Origin of the sequence: Salmonella sp. JXY0409-18, assembly GCF_020268625.1 — a bacterium.
Taxonomy (GTDB): Bacteria; Pseudomonadota; Gammaproteobacteria; order Enterobacterales; family Enterobacteriaceae; genus Salmonella; species Salmonella enterica.
Genome location: NZ_CP084216.1, coordinates 1,929,801 through 1,945,012 on the forward strand (window position 1 = coordinate 1,929,801; position 15,212 = coordinate 1,945,012).

The following is a 15,212-nucleotide window of genomic DNA, read 5'->3' on the forward strand; positions in this document are numbered from 1 at the left end:
CCGATGAAAAACTGGAAAACAAGTGCAGAAGCAATCCTGACCACCGGCCCGGTTGTCCCGGTCATTGTAGTCAATAAACTGGAGCACGCGGTGCCGATGGCTAAAGCGCTGGTGGCCGGGGGCGTTCGCGTTCTGGAAGTGACTTTACGTACGGCCTGCGCGATGGATGCTATTCGCGCTATCGCTAAAGACGTGCCGGAAGCGATTGTCGGCGCCGGAACCGTTCTCAATCCGCAGCAGTTGGCGGAGGTGACGGAAGCGGGCGCGCAGTTTGCGATTAGCCCGGGACTGACTGAGCCACTGCTGAAAGCCGCGACGGCAGGCACTATCCCATTGATTCCCGGTATTAGCACCGTTTCTGAACTGATGTTGGGCATGGACTATGGTCTGAAAGAGTTCAAATTCTTCCCGGCGGAAGCGAATGGCGGCACTAAAGCGTTGCAGGCGATTGCCGGTCCGTTCTCTCAGGTGCGTTTCTGCCCAACTGGCGGCATCTCTCCGGCAAACTATCGTGACTATCTGGCGCTGAAAAGCGTATTGTGCATCGGCGGTTCCTGGCTGGTGCCGGCCGACGCGCTGGAAGCGGGGGATTACGATCGCATCACCAAACTGGCGCGCGAAGCGGTAGAAGGCGCGAAGCAGTAAGCCGTTAAATGCCCGATGGCGCTTGCTTATCGGGCTTACGAGTGGCGATCAGGCAGGTTTGATAAAAATGCGCTAACGTCGCCATCAGGCGATGGCGCATTAGCCTTTTACCGTCACGCGGCTGGCGGCCTTTTTCGCTCTTATCACCGCTTCTTCAACGTTTTCACCTGTCGCTAACGCTACACCAAGACGACGGGTGCCGTCGATCTCAGGCTTACCAAACAGCCGTACCTGCACTCCGGCCCCTACCGCCGCGTGAACATTATCAAACGTCACATTTTGACTGGTAAGCTGCGGCAGAATCACGGCCGAGGCAGCGGGACCATACTGGCGAATAGCGCCTACGGGCATTCCCAGAAAGGCGCGCACATGCAGCGCAAACTCAGAAAGATCCTGAGAAATCAACGTGACCATTCCGGTATCGTGCGGGCGAGGGGAGACTTCGCTGAAAATGACTTCATCGCCACAGACGAAGAGTTCAACGCCGAACAGTCCATGACCGCCTAACGCCAGTACCACATGGCGGGCAATCTCTTGCGCCCGCTTCAGCGCCAGTTCGCTCATTTGCTGTGGCTGCCAGGATTCGCGATAGTCGCCATCTTGCTGACGATGACCGACCGGCGCGCAGAAATGCACGCCATCGACGGCGCTAACGGTGAGCAGCGTAATTTCAAAATCAAATTTAACCACGCCTTCCACAATCACGCGACCCGCGCCAGCGCGTCCGCCTTGTTGAGCATACTCCCATGCCTGCGCGAGCTGTTCGGCCGAGCGGATAAAGCTCTGGCCTTTGCCGGAAGAGCTCATGACCGGTTTGACGATGCAAGGAAAACCCACTGCGGCTACCGCATCATGAAAACTGGCCTCACTGTCGGCAAAGCGATACGTCGATGTCGGCAGACCTAATTCTTCTGCGGCCAGGCGACGGATCCCTTCGCGGTTCATCGTGAGCTGCGTTGCACGGGCGCAAGGCACGACATTCAGTCCTTCGCCCTCCAGCTCGCGCAGCGTATCCGTGGCGATCGCTTCTATTTCCGGCACGATATAATGCGGTTTTTCCTCTGTTATCACATGACGTAGCGCCTCGCTGTCCAGCATATTAATGACGTGTGAACGGTGAGCCACATGCATGGCAGGCGCATCAGGATAGCGATCGACGGCGATAACCTCGATCCCCAGGCGTTGGCATTCAATCGCCACCTCTTTTCCCAATTCACCTGCCCCTAATAACATCACCCGCGTTGCTGCCGGACGCAGCGCAGTGCCTAATAGCGTCATATTTCTGTCCCCTTATTTACCTGCGCGCAGTATATACGAAAACGTTTGCGTATGTCTTTTCGAATAGATTGCTTTTCTTGCTGCCTTGCAATATACTGTATATAAACACAGGTAAATAAGGGGCTGCAAAATGGCGGTTGAAGTTAAATACGTAGTCATTCGCGAGGGTGAGGAGAAGATGTCATTTACCAGTAAAAAGGAAGCCGACGCCTGGGACAAAATGCTCGATACTGCCGATCTTCTTGATACCTGGCTTGAGCAGTCGCCAGTCGTGCTGGAAGATGGACAGCGCGAGGCGTTGTCGCTGTGGCTGGCGGAACATAAAGAGGTGTTAAGCACTATCCTCAAAACCGGTAAGTTGCCTTCTCCGCAGGCGGTTGAAAAGGACGCCGCGAGTAAAACGAAAAAGCAAGCCGCCTGAACCCGTACTTGCGCTCCCGGCGTTTTGTACCATGCTTTTCCTGAATCATTGTGCTAAGGAGAAAAGTATGAATAAAAGAGGAGCGTTGTTGAGCCTGCTGTTGTTATCCGCCAGCGTATCGGCATTTGCGGCATCCACCGAGAGTAAATCGGTTAAGTTTCCGCAGTGCGAAGGGCTGGATGCCGCGGGGATTGCGGCAAGCGTGAAGCGCGACTACCAGCAAAATCGTATCGTGCGGTGGGCAGACGACCAAAAAAAGGTCGGGCAGGCTGACCCGGTCGCGTGGGTTAATGTGCAGGACGTTGTGGGTCAAAATGATAAATGGACAGTTCCGCTAACCGTTCGCGGTAAAAGCGCCGATATTCATTATCAGGTCATCGTTGATTGCAAAGCCGGCAAGGCGGAATATAAGCCCCGCTAGCAGCGTAATTTGCGCTTCTTTTGCTGGAACAGACAATTCCTGACATCCCCTCAGGTACGCTTGACCATTATTGGTCTGTATTTGAGGGGTACTATGGCTAACTGGTTGAACCAATTACAATCACTTCTTGGGCAAAAAGGCGCTTCCGCATCGCCTTCCGGTGAACAGGGGTTAAATAAACTGCTGGTTCCCGGCGCGCTGGGCGGTCTGGCTGGACTGTTGGTCGCCAATAAGTCTTCGCGCAAATTATTAACTAAATACGGTACTGGCGCTTTGCTGGTGGGCGGCGGCGCGGTAGCGGGTTCCGTATTGTGGAATAAGTACAAAGATAAAGTACGCGCTGCGCATCAGGGGGAGCCGCAATTCGGCAGCCAAAGTACGCCGCTGGATGTTCGCACTGAGCGACTGATCCTGGCACTGGTTTTTGCTGCAAAAAGCGACGGGCATATTGATGCCAAAGAACGCGCGGCGATTGAGCACCAACTGCGAGAATCAGGCGTGGAAGAGCAAGGGCGTGTGTTTATCGAGAAAGCTATTGAGCAGCCGCTTGATCCACAACGTCTGGCACAGGGCATTCGCAATGAAGAAGAAGCTCTGGAAATCTACTTCCTGAGCTGCGCCGCCATTGATATTGACCACTTTATGGAACGTAGCTATCTGAATGCGTTAGGAGACGCACTAAAAATTCCTCAGGAGGTTCGGGACGGTATCGAGCAGGACTTGCAGCAGCAAAAACAGGCGCTACCAGGCTGATAACCTGCCATTAAGTAACATGTTTCGCTTGCATCATGCGTGTCTTTTGCCACCCTTATAGGATGGATAGTTTACGTCATTCATGTTGCAGGATAGCGGCGAAGCAGTGACATCTCAGGCGCTTACCGAGGTGAGCGACCGGGACTACCATGCTACGCCGCTGTGTTTGCCGCGTGATATATAACAAATATTAACGCAAAAGAAAAAACGACATGTTGCCAAAAGCCAATCGAATTCCCTATGCCATGACCGTACATGGCGATACGCGCATTGATAATTATTACTGGCTGCGAGATGACACTCGCTCGCAGCCGGAAGTCCTTGATTACCTGCATCAGGAAAATGAGTATGGCCGGAAGGTCATGTCCTCTCAGCAGGCGTTACAGGACCGCATTCTAAAAGAAATTATCGATCGTATCCCGCCCAGAGAAGTTTCCGCTCCGTATGTGAAAAACGGCTATCGCTACCGTTATATCTATGAACCCGGCTGCGAATATGCCATCTATCAACGACAATCGGCGTTAAGCGAAGAGTGGGATGTGTGGGAAACCTTGCTCGATGCGAACCAGCGGGCCGCGCACAGCGAATTTTATACGCTCGGTGGACTTGCCATTACGCCGGATAATACCATTATGGCGCTGGCAGAAGATTATTTATCCCGTCGTCAGTATGGGTTGCGTTTTCGTAACCTCGAAAGCGGTAACTGGTATCCGGAACTGCTGGATAACGTTGCGCCTGAATTTGTCTGGGCCAATGATTCCCTGACCCTTTACTATGTGCGTAAGCATAAGAAGACGCTGCTGCCCTATCAGGTTTGGCGGCACACGATTGGCACTCCGTCATCGCAAGATGAACTGGTATATGAAGAGAAAGACGATACCTTTTATGTCAGCCTGCATAAAACCACTTCGCAGCATTATGTGGTGATTCATCTTGCCAGCGCCACCACTAGCGAAGTGCTGTTACTTGACGCGGAACTGGCCGATGCCGAGCCGTTTTCATTCTTACCGCGCCGCAAAGACCACGAATATAGTCTCGATCACTATCAACATAAGTTTTACCTGCGTTCTAACCGGAACGGTAAAAACTTTGGGTTGTACCGTACCCGCGTGCGCAATGAAAACGCCTGGGAAGAGCTGATCCCTCCGCGCGAGCATATTATGCTGGAAGGGTTTACCCTGTTTACCGACTGGTTAGTGGTCGAAGAGCGTCAACGGGGGCTTACCAGCCTGCGGCAAATTAACCGTAAAACCCGTGAAGTGATAGGCATTGCCTTTGACGATCCGGCTTACGTGACGTGGCTTGCCTATAATCCCGAACCTGAGACCTCCCGGCTGCGTTACGGCTATTCTTCAATGACGACGCCAGATACCTTGTTTGAACTGGATATGGATACCGGAGAACGACGGGTACTTAAACAGACGGAAGTGCCTGGGTTTGATTCTGGCTGTTATCAGAGCGAACACCTGTGGATCACCGCGCGCGACGGCGTCGAAGTGCCGGTATCGCTGGTTTATCATCAGAAGTATTTTCGTAAAGGGCAAAATCCGCTTCTGGTTTACGGCTACGGATCTTACGGTTCCAGTATTGACGCCGACTTCAGCAGCAGCCGACTGAGCTTGCTGGATCGTGGCTTTGTTTACGCAATCGTACACGTTCGCGGCGGCGGTGAGCTGGGGCAGCAGTGGTATGAAGATGGCAAGTTCCTCAAAAAGCGGAATACTTTTAATGATTATCTTGATGCCTGCGATGCCTTATTAAAACTGGGTTACGGTTCGCCGTCGCTGTGTTACGGGATGGGCGGGAGCGCGGGCGGAATGTTAATGGGCGTCGCTATCAACGAACGCCCCGAGCTTTTCCACGGCGTTATTGCCCAGGTACCCTTTGTTGATGTATTAACCACGATGCTGGATGAGTCGATCCCACTAACGACAGGAGAGTTTGAAGAGTGGGGGAACCCGCAGGATATTGAGTATTATGACTATATGAAAAGCTATAGTCCTTATGACAATGTCAAAGCGCAGGACTATCCGCACCTGCTGGTGACGACAGGATTGCACGATTCCCAGGTGCAATACTGGGAACCGGCGAAGTGGGTGGCAAAATTACGCGAGCTAAAAACGGACCAACGTCTGCTGCTGTTATGTACGGATATGGACTCCGGGCACGGTGGTAAGTCGGGGCGGTTTAAATCCTACGAAGGCGTCGCGCTGGAGTTCGCCTTTTTAATCGGCCTGGCGCAGGGAACCTTACATAGCGCATAGACGCGCGCGCCCGCAACGGCTTGTGAGCGTCTCGGGTTATTGTGGTGTTCCATTGCTGCGTTGCTCGTCAGCCTGAACATCTTCCAGGTAGTGTTTAAGCGTCAGGCGAAGTTCCGGGCTCATATTATCAAGGTTATTAAAAAGCCAGCGTAAATAGCCCGGATCGCGTTTTGCGACTTCAGATACCGCCTTACCGCGGTATTTACCGAACGGGAAAGTGGTTAACAGCGCAGGACGGCCCGTGATATTGACCATTTCTTCCGCGGTCCAGCCGGTGGTTCGCATAATATCAATCAGCAAGGCGGCGGTGATATAGCAATCATAAAGCGCCCGGTGATGATGCAGCCCCGGCGGCGTTTGTACGCTTAGTTTGCGCGATTTATAGAGCGCCATATTGCTGTATTTTATTCCCGGCCACAGGCGTCGCGACAACTTCATGGTACAGATCCACTCACCCGGCAATTCAGGTAATACGCGTCTGTCGAAACTGGCATTGTGAGCGACATACCACTCACTACCGTAATAAAGCGGTATGACATCTTCAATCCACGGCTTATCGGCGACCATGGCTTCGGTAATACGGTGTATCGCCATCGCCTGCGGCGTAATAGGGCGATCGGGGCGTATCAGGTGACTCATGGGATTGACAATGTTGCCATCAATGACATCAACAGAGGCTATCTCTACGATCCCGCCCTGCAGCCCGCAGGTTTCCGTGTCTATAATCCGCAACATGATTCATTCCTCACCGAAAGACCTTAGCGTAATGGAATGATATCGCCTTGCCAACCCTCCGTTGTGCGCAGGCCCGTCAGTAATAGCGAACCGCAATCGGCACGAACAATAAGTTGCCCGCTTTCATCCCACAGCGCGCTACTGCCACAGGCATTGGCCATCAGTACGGCCAGCGCATATTTATGCGAAAAACGTTGTAAGCGTGAGGTAGAAGCATGGAGTTCAGGTTCGTTAAGACATTGACTGGTTGTGAATAACGTAAATGAGGGATCTATATCACCACCTTCTGGCTGCTCATCCACCACGTTGATAGCGCTTCGCTGCCTGGCAATACAGGCGCCATGACTTTTGTGAAACATGAGCGGCGACGTTAGCCATGGGGCAAAAATAGCGATGCCTTTTACGAAGCGGCAGTTATGCTCAACAGGCATACCCACAATGATAGTCATATGGTGGGTATCGGCCGCATGAGTGAGCGGCTGTAAAAGCGCCTCGTCAGGCGGGGCGGGCAACGATTTATTTCTTTCGTCGCAGCCTAATAGCGACAGCGACGGAAAGACCAGCAGTTCGCACTGTTGACGAGCCGCAAGCTCAATATATTCCAGATGATGGGCGACATGCTCCGCCGGCGAGGCGTTCAGGGGCGCATACTGCGCAGCAGCAATTTTCCAGGAGGACATAATGACTTCCTTTTCATAGTCTCTACAGCCATTCTAAAAAGCATAGGTTAAGAATCGCCTTATAATGTAGTCGTCTGCATGTAAGGAAGTGTAACGTTATATAATTTTTATTTAACTTTGGGTTCGTAAGGGAGTCGGGATAGTGATACGGAAGCCAGACGATGGGCAATCAGCCGCTCGCGAAACCAGGCGCGTAGATGCTCTGGCTGCTCACGTTCGACCGCCTCCGCGACAACTGGCATATTGTAGCGCTCTTTAAATGCCACCCCGGCTGCCGCCAGGTCCACATTGACTTTATCCATTTCCGCTTGTTCAAGCTGAGCCAGATTCGTTTTCATACGCGTCTCCTTTTTTGTTGCCGCCAGAAGGTACTAAGAGTCCGCGGTAATGGCAAGATGGAAATGATGATCCTCGACTCATTGATTGTTGAAGGTTATTCTTTGTAACGTAGGTATAACAAAAAGGAATAGTGAATATGGCTTCTTCTGCACCATCGCGACGTTTAGCTTTACTGCTGCTGGCATCGACATTTGCGACGCCAGCGGCCTGGGCACATGCGCACCTGACGCATCAGTATCCAGCGGCGAATGCTGCCGTTACGGCCTCGCCACAGGCGCTGACTCTGAATTTTTCTGAAGGGATTGAGCCAGGGTTCAGCGGCGCAACCATTACTGGCCCTCAGCAAGAGCTCATCAAAACGCGCCCGGCAAAGCGAAATGAACAGGATAAAACGCAGTTGATTATCCCGCTTGAGCAGCCGTTAAAATCTGGCGCTTACACGGTAGACTGGCACGTTGTGTCGGTGGATGGACATAAAACAAAAGGGAAATACACCTTCAGCGTGAAATAAATGATGCTGACATTCGTCTGGATAACTCTCCGATTTATTCATTTTGCTAGTTTGATGCTGGTCTACGGCTGCGCGCTTTACGGCGCCTGGCTGGCACCTGCATCAATTCGTCGTTTGATGACGCGTCGATTTTTACATCTGCAACGACATGCCGCCGCCTGGAGCGTTATCAGCGCGGCTTTCATGCTGGCGATTCAGGGCGGACTGATGGGCGGCGGCTGGCCCGATGTTTTTTCCGTCTCGGTGTGGGGCGCGGTACTGCAAACCCGCTTTGGCGCGGTCTGGATATGGCAAATTATCCTCGCGCTGGTCACGCTGGTGGTGGTAGTCATTGCGCCGGTAAAAATGCAACGACGGCTTCTTATTCTAACCGTTGCTCAGTTTATCCTGCTGGCAGGCGTTGGACATGCGACGATGCGCGATGGTGTAGCGGGAACATTACAGCAGATTAACCATGCTCTGCATTTACTCTGTGCCGCAGCCTGGTTTGGCGGGCTGTTGCCAGTGGCTTATTGTATGCGCATGGCTCAGGGACGCTGGCGTCAACATGCCATTAGCGCCATGATGCGTTTTTCTCGTTATGGTCACTTTTTTGTGGCGGGCGTATTGCTCACAGGCATTGGCAACACGCTATTTATCACGGGATTTACCGCTATCTGGCAGACCACCTATGGACAGTTGCTTTTGTTAAAATGTGCGCTGGTGGTGCTTATGGTAGCAATTGCGCTGACGAATCGGTATGTTCTCGTACCACGTATGCGACAGGAAAATCCCCGGACTGACCTATGGTTTGTCAGGATGACGCAAATTGAATGGGGAGTTGGAGGCATAGTTCTGGCGATCGTCAGCCTGTTTGCAACCCTCGAACCTTTCTGATGGACTGGCATAACGAATGAAAAAAATACTCCTTCCGGCGCTTCTGCTGGCCACTTCGGGCGTAGTGTTGGCGGCGCCGCAGGTGATTACCGTAAGTCGTTTTGAAGTAGGAAAAGACAAGTGGGCGTTTAATCGGGAAGAGGTCATGTTGACCTGTCGGCTTGGCCAGGCGCTCTATGTGATCAACCCCAGTACTCTGGTGCAGTATCCCTTGAATGCCATTGCCGAACAGCAAGTAGCGGAGGGTAAAACGCGCGCTCAGCCTATCGCCGTCATTCAAATCGATAACCCGGCGAAGCCCGGTGAGAAAATGAGTCTGGCACCGTTTATCGAACGTGCGCAAAAGCTTTGTGATTCATCCAATAACTGATTGATTTTTAATAAAAAAACCGTAAACCTTCACGAAAAGGCTTACGGTTTTTTTATCTCTGATGACAGACAAAACGCCAGGTTTTTTCAATCACCTTCGTCACAAACTGGAAAACCTGGCGTCGTCATCTATTCTTAAAGGGCAAGGCGATTTAGCCTGCATTAATGCCAACTTTTAGCGCACGGCTCTCTCCCAAGAGCCATTTCCCTGGACCGAATACAGGAATCGTATTCGGTCTCTTTTTATTTTTCTTATAAAACAGTTACTTATGATCAATGATCCGAAATTTTCCGAAATTTTTCCGAATTTCTGTATTCCGGTCTTTTTGGTTATATCACAATCAAATTAAATTTAACATTTATTTCACAACGAAAATTGGAGTATTAGAGCATCATATAAGCTTTATCATCACGCTCATCGAGATAGAGTTTCGTGGTGTTCGCTGATGTGTGGCCCAGGAGTTTTTGGGCGAACACCTCGCCGTGCTCGTTTTTGTACAGCCGCCCGGCCAGACTTCGGATCTCGTGAAATGTCGGTGGATTATTGCTGAAGTTAACGCCGGAGGCTTTTCTTGCTTTTACAAATGTCTTTGTCAGCCCATCCGGGTGAATATTCCCGGTCGGGCTATTTTTCCTGATTCCGGCACTGATCATGAAATCAGTGCGGCTTACCAGTCGGCAGCGATCGATTACCGTTCCCAGACGTAACCCCGTCGCCCGAAGTGTCAGGGAGAGGGGAATGGCTATTTTCATTCCGGTTTTAATCTGAGTTACGTATAAGCGGTTGTCAAAAACATCACTAAATTTCATATTTACGATATCCTCCCTACGTTGACCAGTAACGAGCGCTAAATCCATCGCGAGAGGGAACCATGCAGGCATATGCTCTGCTGCCGCTCGTGTGGCGTTATACGTTTCCAGTTGCAGGCGTTCCCTGGCCACCTTAATCTCTGGTATCCGGGTTGCTTCCACCGGGTTTTTCACAATATGCCCTTCGACAATAGCCTCTCTGAACATGTCAGATAGAACTGATCTCATTGCTCCCGCCATAGTGTTTTTTCCCTCGGTTATCCACGACTCAAGAAACTTGGCAATGTGCCTGGTTGTTACTTCTGCCAGTATTATTTCCCCCATTTTTTCGCGTACGGTCGCTAATTGATTACCGCGAATCTTGTAGGTATTAACCGACAGACTCCGGCGCTGTAATAAAACCTCATAGCGATCAATCCATGCGGACACAGTGAATGAGTCAGTTCCTTTTAGCTTTTCAATAAGCGCCACTGGTGTGTGGTTTTGCGCTATGAAGTTGTTTGCCTCTATGGCCTGTGTGATAGCGTCCCTGCGGGCGATCTGACCGAGCGGAAATTCCTTGTCAGTTACCGGGTTACGCCAGAAAAAAGATTTACTGGCCTTACGGTAGGTGAGGTTCCTCGGAAGGTTAGCATCGTACTTTTTTCGACTCACTGATCAACTTCTCCAGCAATGCACTCGGTTTTCCGGTGCGCCCGTTTGGGTGGTGCTGTTCAAGCACAAGTCCCACTTTATTCGGCTTGATATAAAACGCGTCCGGATCAACCCGATACGTCCTGCCATGTAATACTGGAGTCGGGTAAATATTTCCGTTTCGCGCCCATCGTCTTAGTGTTGTGAGAGGTGGTGGATCATCGGGATAATTTAATTCACCCCAGGTTTCAAGTCTCACAAAGCTCATAGTCATGTCTCTTTACTTCATGACCGCCGCCAACTATACGGTGTGGCGGTCGGTCAGGGTTGAACATCAATGATCAGGGTAAAATTTAAAGGACTGCTGACCGCCGCCCGGTAAAACTTTTACATCTCCGGCGCGCCGTCCTGTAAATCCTGCCCAATGCGCGGCGCGTATCCTGTCAGCCTGCTCTTCAGTCAGGCAGGGTTGCGGCAGGGCGGAGTTTTTCCGGTAGTCTGCAACGCGTATGAATTCGCCGGCTTCGTGTAACTTCTGGCACAGGGGGCAAAGGTCGCGTGTATCCATCATCCGGATCTTCCCATCGAAAAATATGTTGCCATGCCATGTAGCGCAGTTCCGGCACACGGGCGCATCGCAGGTGAACATGGCTCGACATTTTGTCATGTGCCCGTGTTCATCCTCATCGGCATCCCAGCCGATGATCCCGTCACAAAGCAGGGTGGCCGGGGCGCCGCAGAACATACAGACAGGCTTCTTCATGCTGCAATTACCTCCCTCATTCAGTCTGTACGAATCCCGCCGCGTGAGCGGTGTTTAAAAGCATTTTTACGGTTAATTAATTATTCAGCAGGCGATCTTTATTCCTTAATACATTTAAACTCTTCCAGCGTGACTTTCTCTTCGCGTGATTTCCCGGCTTCAGTTCTGCCGGCCAGCATTTTTTCACACTCGGCTTTATTCATTTTTTTGTCAGAAAAACGAACCCAGTTTGTCGGGGAATTACCTGGCTTTTTGACGATGGCGGTTATTCTATATTTGTACATTAATAAAGCACCTTCACTTCAGGCGGTCAGCGACCGCCAGTCTCCGTTATGCGGTCACGTTCTCTTCCACGCCAGCGCTTTCGACGACGCTGTACTCACCTGTGATGACAGATGCATCAGCCGGATCGATAGTCAGCGTTTCCTTTTCGTCCATTGATACCGCGCGCTGGATCTCAATGGATACAGGCAGGTATTTGAACAGGCGGCGTATGGCGGTTTTTTTTGCCATTTCCTCCCAGTGAGTAACCCACGGGCCGTTGTTACCGGCTTTGCTCTGTGCCCGTACCAGCTCTATCTGTTTACGGGTCATTACCTCAAACTGTGTGCCACCATCTTTAAGGCGGGCAACGGCATAGACATGAGTAACTGGTGCATCTTCGTTCTCACCCGGACGGTGTACCAGCTTTTCTTCCAGACCAAACTCGAAGCTGAAATCGTCACCTTCGCGGACGACGCGCGCGGAAAGACTTGCAATCTGTCCGGAACGGCGGGCAAGGTCGATCATTCCCCGGTATCCAATAATTAACTGAACGTTTTTTTTGCCTGACTTTTCGTTTTTGTTTCCGAACGGCAGCAGATAGGCATGACCGAGCGCGCCGCCGGGCTCCAGCCCAAGCTGGGAACACTGAACGATGGCGCTGACAAAACTCATGGTGTCACAGTCACCCAGCGCCGGAACTTTTCGGATTTCCGTTGTGGCTATCCGGATCATGCGTTCCGCTGTCATGTGGCGGGGCAGGGCCGCCGCCAGTTGTTCTTTCATGGAGGGCTGGTTGATAAAGCTGATCACATCGTTGTTATTTTTCACTGCCGTCGGGGTGCGTGTTCCCTGTGTTTTTTGCAGGTCGGCTTTTGCAATAGGTGGCTGTTTAGGCATTTGCATTCTCCTTCGCCCAGCGGGGCAGTGATAAAGTTTTAATAGCAGGCCATTCATCGTTATTAAGGCATTCGGCCAGGGTTTGCAGATTGCGACGATATTCCCGCTGACCTGCCAGTTTTGCGTCTTCACCCATCATGAAAATCTCAACCGGGTAACGCCCACATTCGGCGGTTGTACTGGCAACAAGGAAGACGAAGGTGGGTATCTCACCGAACTGCGCCCGATAACTGTCGCTATAGAAAGCGTCCTGTACGTGGTAGCGATAATCGTAATAAGCTGTCCTGAACCGCTGGATATCAGCAGTGGTTTTCACATCCATGATCCAGTGAAATTCAGGGATGATTTTGTCCGGACGGCACCGACACAAAATTCCTGTTTCCGGATCTTCCCAGTAGACTGATGATTCAGCATATCCGGCGCTTTCAACCAGCCACTGCCCCAGCGGTAACGCCATCACACTCTGGTACATAAGTTCGATTTTCCGGCCTTCTTCTGCCGTAAGCACGGTTCTTCCTGTCCGGGCGCACTCTTCCAGAAAGGTTTTCTCTTCTTCTTTTCCTGCGCTGGTACGGCGGTTAAATTCCGGAGCGATGATGAAGCGTTTACTGAACTCCTCTGGTTCCAGTATCCGGCAGTGAAAAGCCGTTCCTGTATCGAGAGTCTTTGTTTTCTCCGTGTCCACGGGGGCATTTTTACGCCACAGATAAATTGCTGGTGTGTCTGCGATATCGTCAAGCTGTGATTTACTGACGCCGGGGCCAGCGTGATACGCCTCGTTAGGGATGTCATAGTAAATACCTGGCTGTATATCATCAGGGACAGTGAAATTTCCGTTTTCTACGGGATCTGCCGCTTCGCCAGCTTCATCACCGCCAGTACCTGATCCACCGTCCGTTGTTATTTCCTGCCCTGTATCGCCAGCCGTTTCCTGCTGGTTGCTCTCTTTCGGCGTTTCTCCATCTCTTTCTGTTCTGGCTTCCGTTTTTTCGGTCTGGTTTGAGGGGGGCGGGAATAGCGCTGATACATCGAAAGTCCCGTCCGCGTTTCTGGTGACAGCCTCCGGCTCTGCTGCTGGTTGTTTTTCCTCCGGCACCACTTCTTCTTTTTCACCCTGATTTGAGGCGCTGTAATTGTTAGGAACCCACTTCGGATCGTTCGGGTCGCTGATGTCTTCGGCATATTCACCGCGCACGGCTGCCAGTTGTTTACCAACATCAACCGGGTTTTTGGGTGGAATGTTTTTACGTGCTTCGTGCAGTTCTGCCCGTATTTTCTGGTAGCCTGCTTCTGTCTGGCTTACAGGTGGCTCATTCTCCAGCGGCTGTGGATCCGGATGATGTTCAGTTGTGTCCTGTTCCACTGCTTCAGGCGTTGCTGGTTCATCTGCCAGTTCGCCTGTCGGTTGCGGTTTTTCTTCATCACACTGAAATCTCCCTGCCTCAATATCCCGCAGACATTTGCCCGCCTGACGAAGCCTTGCTGCATTTTCTTCATGGGTTGTTGGGGTGTTATCAGGCACATATTCGTACCAGTCCGGATCGCGAACGCCATGAACGGCAACAAAGCTTTCGCACCACGTCCGGCGAAGATCAGGATTACTGGGCTGGAGAATTACACCAGATGTGGCGTTGCCCTGAAACTGGATCTGGTGGCGAATCCGGGACAGCTTGAGCTGGAACGTCATGCCGCCCGATCCGCAGCGTGGTTTTTTGTGACTAAAGGGTGTCTGAAATATTCCGGCGACCTGGTACGTGTTACGCAGATCATCAACGGAGGGCAGAACGGCATCGGTGATCAGCGGGAGCGCTTTGAGAAAGCAAAATCGGTGCTGGTATGAATCTGTTATCTGCTCTTCTGAAAAGATACTGGTTGCAGCTGGTGTTTATTTTGCTGATGGCTGGTGCGTTTATCGTCGGTAATGTCTGGAGTGACAGGGGCTGGCAAAAAAATGGGCAGATCGCGACAGCGCTGAATCCTCTCAGGAAGTCAACGCCCAGACCGCCGCCCGTATTATTGAACAGGGCCGCGTTATTGCCCGTGATGAGGCTGTGAAAGATGCACAAGCGCAAGCCGCTAAATCTGCTGCCACTGCTGCTGGCCTGTCTGCCACTGTTAGCCAGCTGCGTACCGAAGCAAAAAAACTTGCCACCCGCCTGGACGCCGCAAAGCACACCGCAAATCTTGCCGCTGCCGTCAGAAGCAAAACAACCAACGCCGACGCCAGAATGCTTGCCAACATGCTCGGAGATATTGCAGAAGAAGCTAAACATTATGCTGGAATCGCTGACGAGCGCTACCGGGCAGGAATGACGTGTGAACGAGTATATGATTCGGTGAGAGAGTCAAATAATTACAGGAGGCATTGAAACTCCCCCTGTAATATTGCTGTAAAAAAGTGACTACATATCATCAGATGGAACCAGATGAATAAGAACAGGTTTTTCACCAGATGAAACTGATAAGTACTCACTCAGTTTTGATATAGCTGAAATCTGTCTGAATAACCTGTCGGGGTGCTGGAATAACAACTTTCCGGAAATTCTTCTGCAA

At 51.5% G+C, this 15,212-nt stretch carries 17 protein-coding genes and 3 pseudogenes; 10 read left to right on the forward strand and 10 right to left on the reverse strand.

Annotation, left to right across the window (positions count from 1 at the left end; translation table 11 throughout):
• The first annotated feature begins 3 nt into the window (after window positions 1-3).
• Window positions 4-645: a bifunctional 4-hydroxy-2-oxoglutarate aldolase/2-dehydro-3-deoxy-phosphogluconate aldolase gene (kdgA, locus tag LDB27_RS09175; RefSeq protein WP_000800494.1), complete on the forward strand. Its 642-nt coding sequence runs from the start codon at window positions 4-6 to the stop codon at window positions 643-645.
• Window positions 646-744: 99 nt separating this feature from the next.
• On the opposite strand, the gene purT is transcribed toward kdgA, so the two are convergent.
• Window positions 745-1,923, reverse strand: a complete 1,179-nt coding sequence (gene purT / locus LDB27_RS09180; RefSeq protein ID WP_000173436.1) for a formate-dependent phosphoribosylglycinamide formyltransferase — start codon at window positions 1,921-1,923, stop codon at window positions 745-747.
• Window positions 1,924-2,053: 130 nt separating this feature from the next.
• On the opposite strand from purT, the gene yebG reads away from it, so the two are divergent.
• From yebG to ptrB, 4 genes are all read left to right on the forward strand, one after another.
• Window positions 2,054-2,344, forward strand: coding sequence for a DNA damage-inducible protein YebG (gene yebG, locus LDB27_RS09185; RefSeq protein WP_000257723.1), 291 nt, complete (start codon window positions 2,054-2,056; stop codon window positions 2,342-2,344).
• Window positions 2,345-2,411: 67 nt separating this feature from the next.
• A complete protein-coding gene (gene yebF / locus LDB27_RS09190) occupies window positions 2,412-2,765 on the forward strand; it encodes a protein YebF (RefSeq protein ID WP_001042123.1) in 354 nt (117 codons plus the stop codon).
• A gap of 93 nt (window positions 2,766-2,858) precedes the next feature.
• On the forward strand, window positions 2,859-3,518 hold the full coding sequence (locus tag LDB27_RS09195) for a tellurite resistance TerB family protein (RefSeq protein ID WP_000024706.1): 660 nt from the start codon (window positions 2,859-2,861) through the stop codon (window positions 3,516-3,518).
• Between the two features lie 212 nt (window positions 3,519-3,730).
• Complete coding sequence (gene ptrB / locus LDB27_RS09200) at window positions 3,731-5,782, forward strand: oligopeptidase B (RefSeq protein ID WP_000936990.1); 2,052 nt, start codon at window positions 3,731-3,733, stop codon at window positions 5,780-5,782.
• 36 nt (window positions 5,783-5,818) lie between these two features.
• On the opposite strand, the gene exoX is transcribed toward ptrB, so the two are convergent.
• The 3 genes from exoX to LDB27_RS09215 all read right to left on the reverse strand — a co-directional run bounded on the left by exoX (window position 5,819) and on the right by LDB27_RS09215 (window position 7,535).
• Window positions 5,819-6,517: an exodeoxyribonuclease X gene (exoX, locus tag LDB27_RS09205; protein ID WP_000944280.1), complete on the reverse strand. Its 699-nt coding sequence runs from the start codon at window positions 6,515-6,517 to the stop codon at window positions 5,819-5,821.
• Window positions 6,518-6,540: 23 nt separating this feature from the next.
• A complete protein-coding gene (locus tag LDB27_RS09210) occupies window positions 6,541-7,197 on the reverse strand; it encodes a carbon-nitrogen hydrolase family protein (RefSeq protein WP_000100257.1) in 657 nt (218 codons plus the stop codon).
• Between the two features lie 107 nt (window positions 7,198-7,304).
• The gene (locus LDB27_RS09215; protein WP_000856224.1) at window positions 7,305-7,535 is read right to left on the reverse strand and encodes a DNA polymerase III subunit theta; all 231 of its coding nucleotides are present in this window, start codon (window positions 7,533-7,535) and stop codon (window positions 7,305-7,307) included.
• A 137-nt stretch (window positions 7,536-7,672) separates the two neighbouring features.
• Here LDB27_RS09215 and yobA point away from each other — a divergent pair, with 137 nt between their 5' ends.
• The 3 genes from yobA to LDB27_RS09230 are packed head-to-tail and all read left to right on the forward strand — an operon-like array spanning window position 7,673 to window position 9,293.
• Window positions 7,673-8,047, forward strand: a complete 375-nt coding sequence (yobA, locus tag LDB27_RS09220) for a CopC domain-containing protein YobA (protein WP_000168393.1) — start codon at window positions 7,673-7,675, stop codon at window positions 8,045-8,047.
• Window positions 8,048-8,923, forward strand: coding sequence for a copper homeostasis membrane protein CopD (gene copD, locus LDB27_RS09225; protein WP_000979695.1), 876 nt, complete (start codon window positions 8,048-8,050; stop codon window positions 8,921-8,923).
• A 16-nt stretch (window positions 8,924-8,939) separates the two neighbouring features.
• Window positions 8,940-9,293, forward strand: a complete 354-nt coding sequence (locus LDB27_RS09230) for a YebY family protein (RefSeq protein WP_225519938.1) — start codon at window positions 8,940-8,942, stop codon at window positions 9,291-9,293.
• A gap of 383 nt (window positions 9,294-9,676) precedes the next feature.
• Here the strand turns inward: LDB27_RS09230 and LDB27_RS09235 are convergent, their stop codons facing one another.
• The 6 genes and pseudogenes from LDB27_RS09235 to LDB27_RS09260 all read right to left on the reverse strand — a co-directional run.
• Complete coding sequence (locus LDB27_RS09235) at window positions 9,677-10,756, reverse strand: tyrosine-type recombinase/integrase (RefSeq protein WP_022742740.1); 1,080 nt, start codon at window positions 10,754-10,756, stop codon at window positions 9,677-9,679.
• Window positions 10,731-11,009 (reverse strand): excisionase, encoded by a 279-nt coding sequence (locus tag LDB27_RS09240; protein ID WP_001575998.1) that lies wholly within the window; start codon window positions 11,007-11,009, stop codon window positions 10,731-10,733. Before LDB27_RS09240 ends, LDB27_RS09235 begins: the two co-directional genes overlap by 26 nt.
• A 60-nt stretch (window positions 11,010-11,069) precedes the next feature.
• Window positions 11,070-11,498, reverse strand: coding sequence for a hypothetical protein (locus tag LDB27_RS09245; RefSeq protein ID WP_057519946.1), 429 nt, complete (start codon window positions 11,496-11,498; stop codon window positions 11,070-11,072).
• Window positions 11,499-11,596: 98 nt separating this feature from the next.
• The gene (locus LDB27_RS09250) at window positions 11,597-11,782 is read right to left on the reverse strand and encodes a DUF1187 family protein (RefSeq protein WP_000280163.1); all 186 of its coding nucleotides are present in this window, start codon (window positions 11,780-11,782) and stop codon (window positions 11,597-11,599) included.
• A 46-nt stretch (window positions 11,783-11,828) separates the two neighbouring features.
• Window positions 11,829-12,659: a recombination protein RecT gene (gene recT, locus LDB27_RS09255; protein ID WP_079813120.1), complete on the reverse strand. Its 831-nt coding sequence runs from the start codon at window positions 12,657-12,659 to the stop codon at window positions 11,829-11,831.
• Window positions 12,652-13,869, reverse strand: a pseudogene (locus tag LDB27_RS09260) (PD-(D/E)XK nuclease-like domain-containing protein); the annotation flags it as partial. The pseudogene LDB27_RS09260 and the gene recT, both read right to left, overlap by 8 nt.
• A gap of 381 nt (window positions 13,870-14,250) precedes the next feature.
• On the opposite strand from LDB27_RS09260, the pseudogene LDB27_RS09265 reads away from it, so the two are divergent.
• Together LDB27_RS09265 and LDB27_RS09270 are read left to right on the forward strand one after the other, a co-directional pair.
• Window positions 14,251-14,499, forward strand: a pseudogene (locus LDB27_RS09265) (glycoside hydrolase family 19 protein); the annotation flags it as partial.
• Window positions 14,496-15,028, forward strand: a pseudogene (locus LDB27_RS09270) (DUF2514 domain-containing protein). The pseudogenes LDB27_RS09265 and LDB27_RS09270, both read left to right, overlap by 4 nt.
• The last annotated feature ends 184 nt before the right edge of the window (window positions 15,029-15,212 follow it).

Coding starts and splice junctions, on each gene's coding strand:
- LDB27_RS09230 (WP_225519938.1), top strand. CDS start 8,940: ATGAAAAAAATACTCCTTCCGGCGCTTCTGCTGGCCACTTCGGGCGTA.
- LDB27_RS09250 (WP_000280163.1), bottom strand. CDS start 11,782: ATGTACAAATATAGAATAACCGCCATCGTCAAAAAGCCAGGTAATTCC.
- LDB27_RS09245 (WP_057519946.1), bottom strand. CDS start 11,498: ATGAAGAAGCCTGTCTGTATGTTCTGCGGCGCCCCGGCCACCCTGCTT.
- LDB27_RS09195 (WP_000024706.1), top strand. CDS start 2,859: ATGGCTAACTGGTTGAACCAATTACAATCACTTCTTGGGCAAAAAGGC.
- kdgA (WP_000800494.1), top strand. CDS start 4: ATGAAAAACTGGAAAACAAGTGCAGAAGCAATCCTGACCACCGGCCCG.
- purT (WP_000173436.1), bottom strand. CDS start 1,923: ATGACGCTATTAGGCACTGCGCTGCGTCCGGCAGCAACGCGGGTGATG.
- recT (WP_079813120.1), bottom strand. CDS start 12,659: ATGCCTAAACAGCCACCTATTGCAAAAGCCGACCTGCAAAAAACACAG.
- LDB27_RS09240 (WP_001575998.1), bottom strand. CDS start 11,009: ATGACTATGAGCTTTGTGAGACTTGAAACCTGGGGTGAATTAAATTAT.
- yobA (WP_000168393.1), top strand. CDS start 7,673: ATGGCTTCTTCTGCACCATCGCGACGTTTAGCTTTACTGCTGCTGGCA.
- yebF (WP_001042123.1), top strand. CDS start 2,412: ATGAATAAAAGAGGAGCGTTGTTGAGCCTGCTGTTGTTATCCGCCAGC.
- LDB27_RS09215 (WP_000856224.1), bottom strand. CDS start 7,535: ATGAAAACGAATCTGGCTCAGCTTGAACAAGCGGAAATGGATAAAGTC.
- exoX (WP_000944280.1), bottom strand. CDS start 6,517: ATGTTGCGGATTATAGACACGGAAACCTGCGGGCTGCAGGGCGGGATC.
- ptrB (WP_000936990.1), top strand. CDS start 3,731: ATGTTGCCAAAAGCCAATCGAATTCCCTATGCCATGACCGTACATGGC.
- LDB27_RS09210 (WP_000100257.1), bottom strand. CDS start 7,197: ATGTCCTCCTGGAAAATTGCTGCTGCGCAGTATGCGCCCCTGAACGCC.
- copD (WP_000979695.1), top strand. CDS start 8,048: ATGATGCTGACATTCGTCTGGATAACTCTCCGATTTATTCATTTTGCT.
- yebG (WP_000257723.1), top strand. CDS start 2,054: ATGGCGGTTGAAGTTAAATACGTAGTCATTCGCGAGGGTGAGGAGAAG.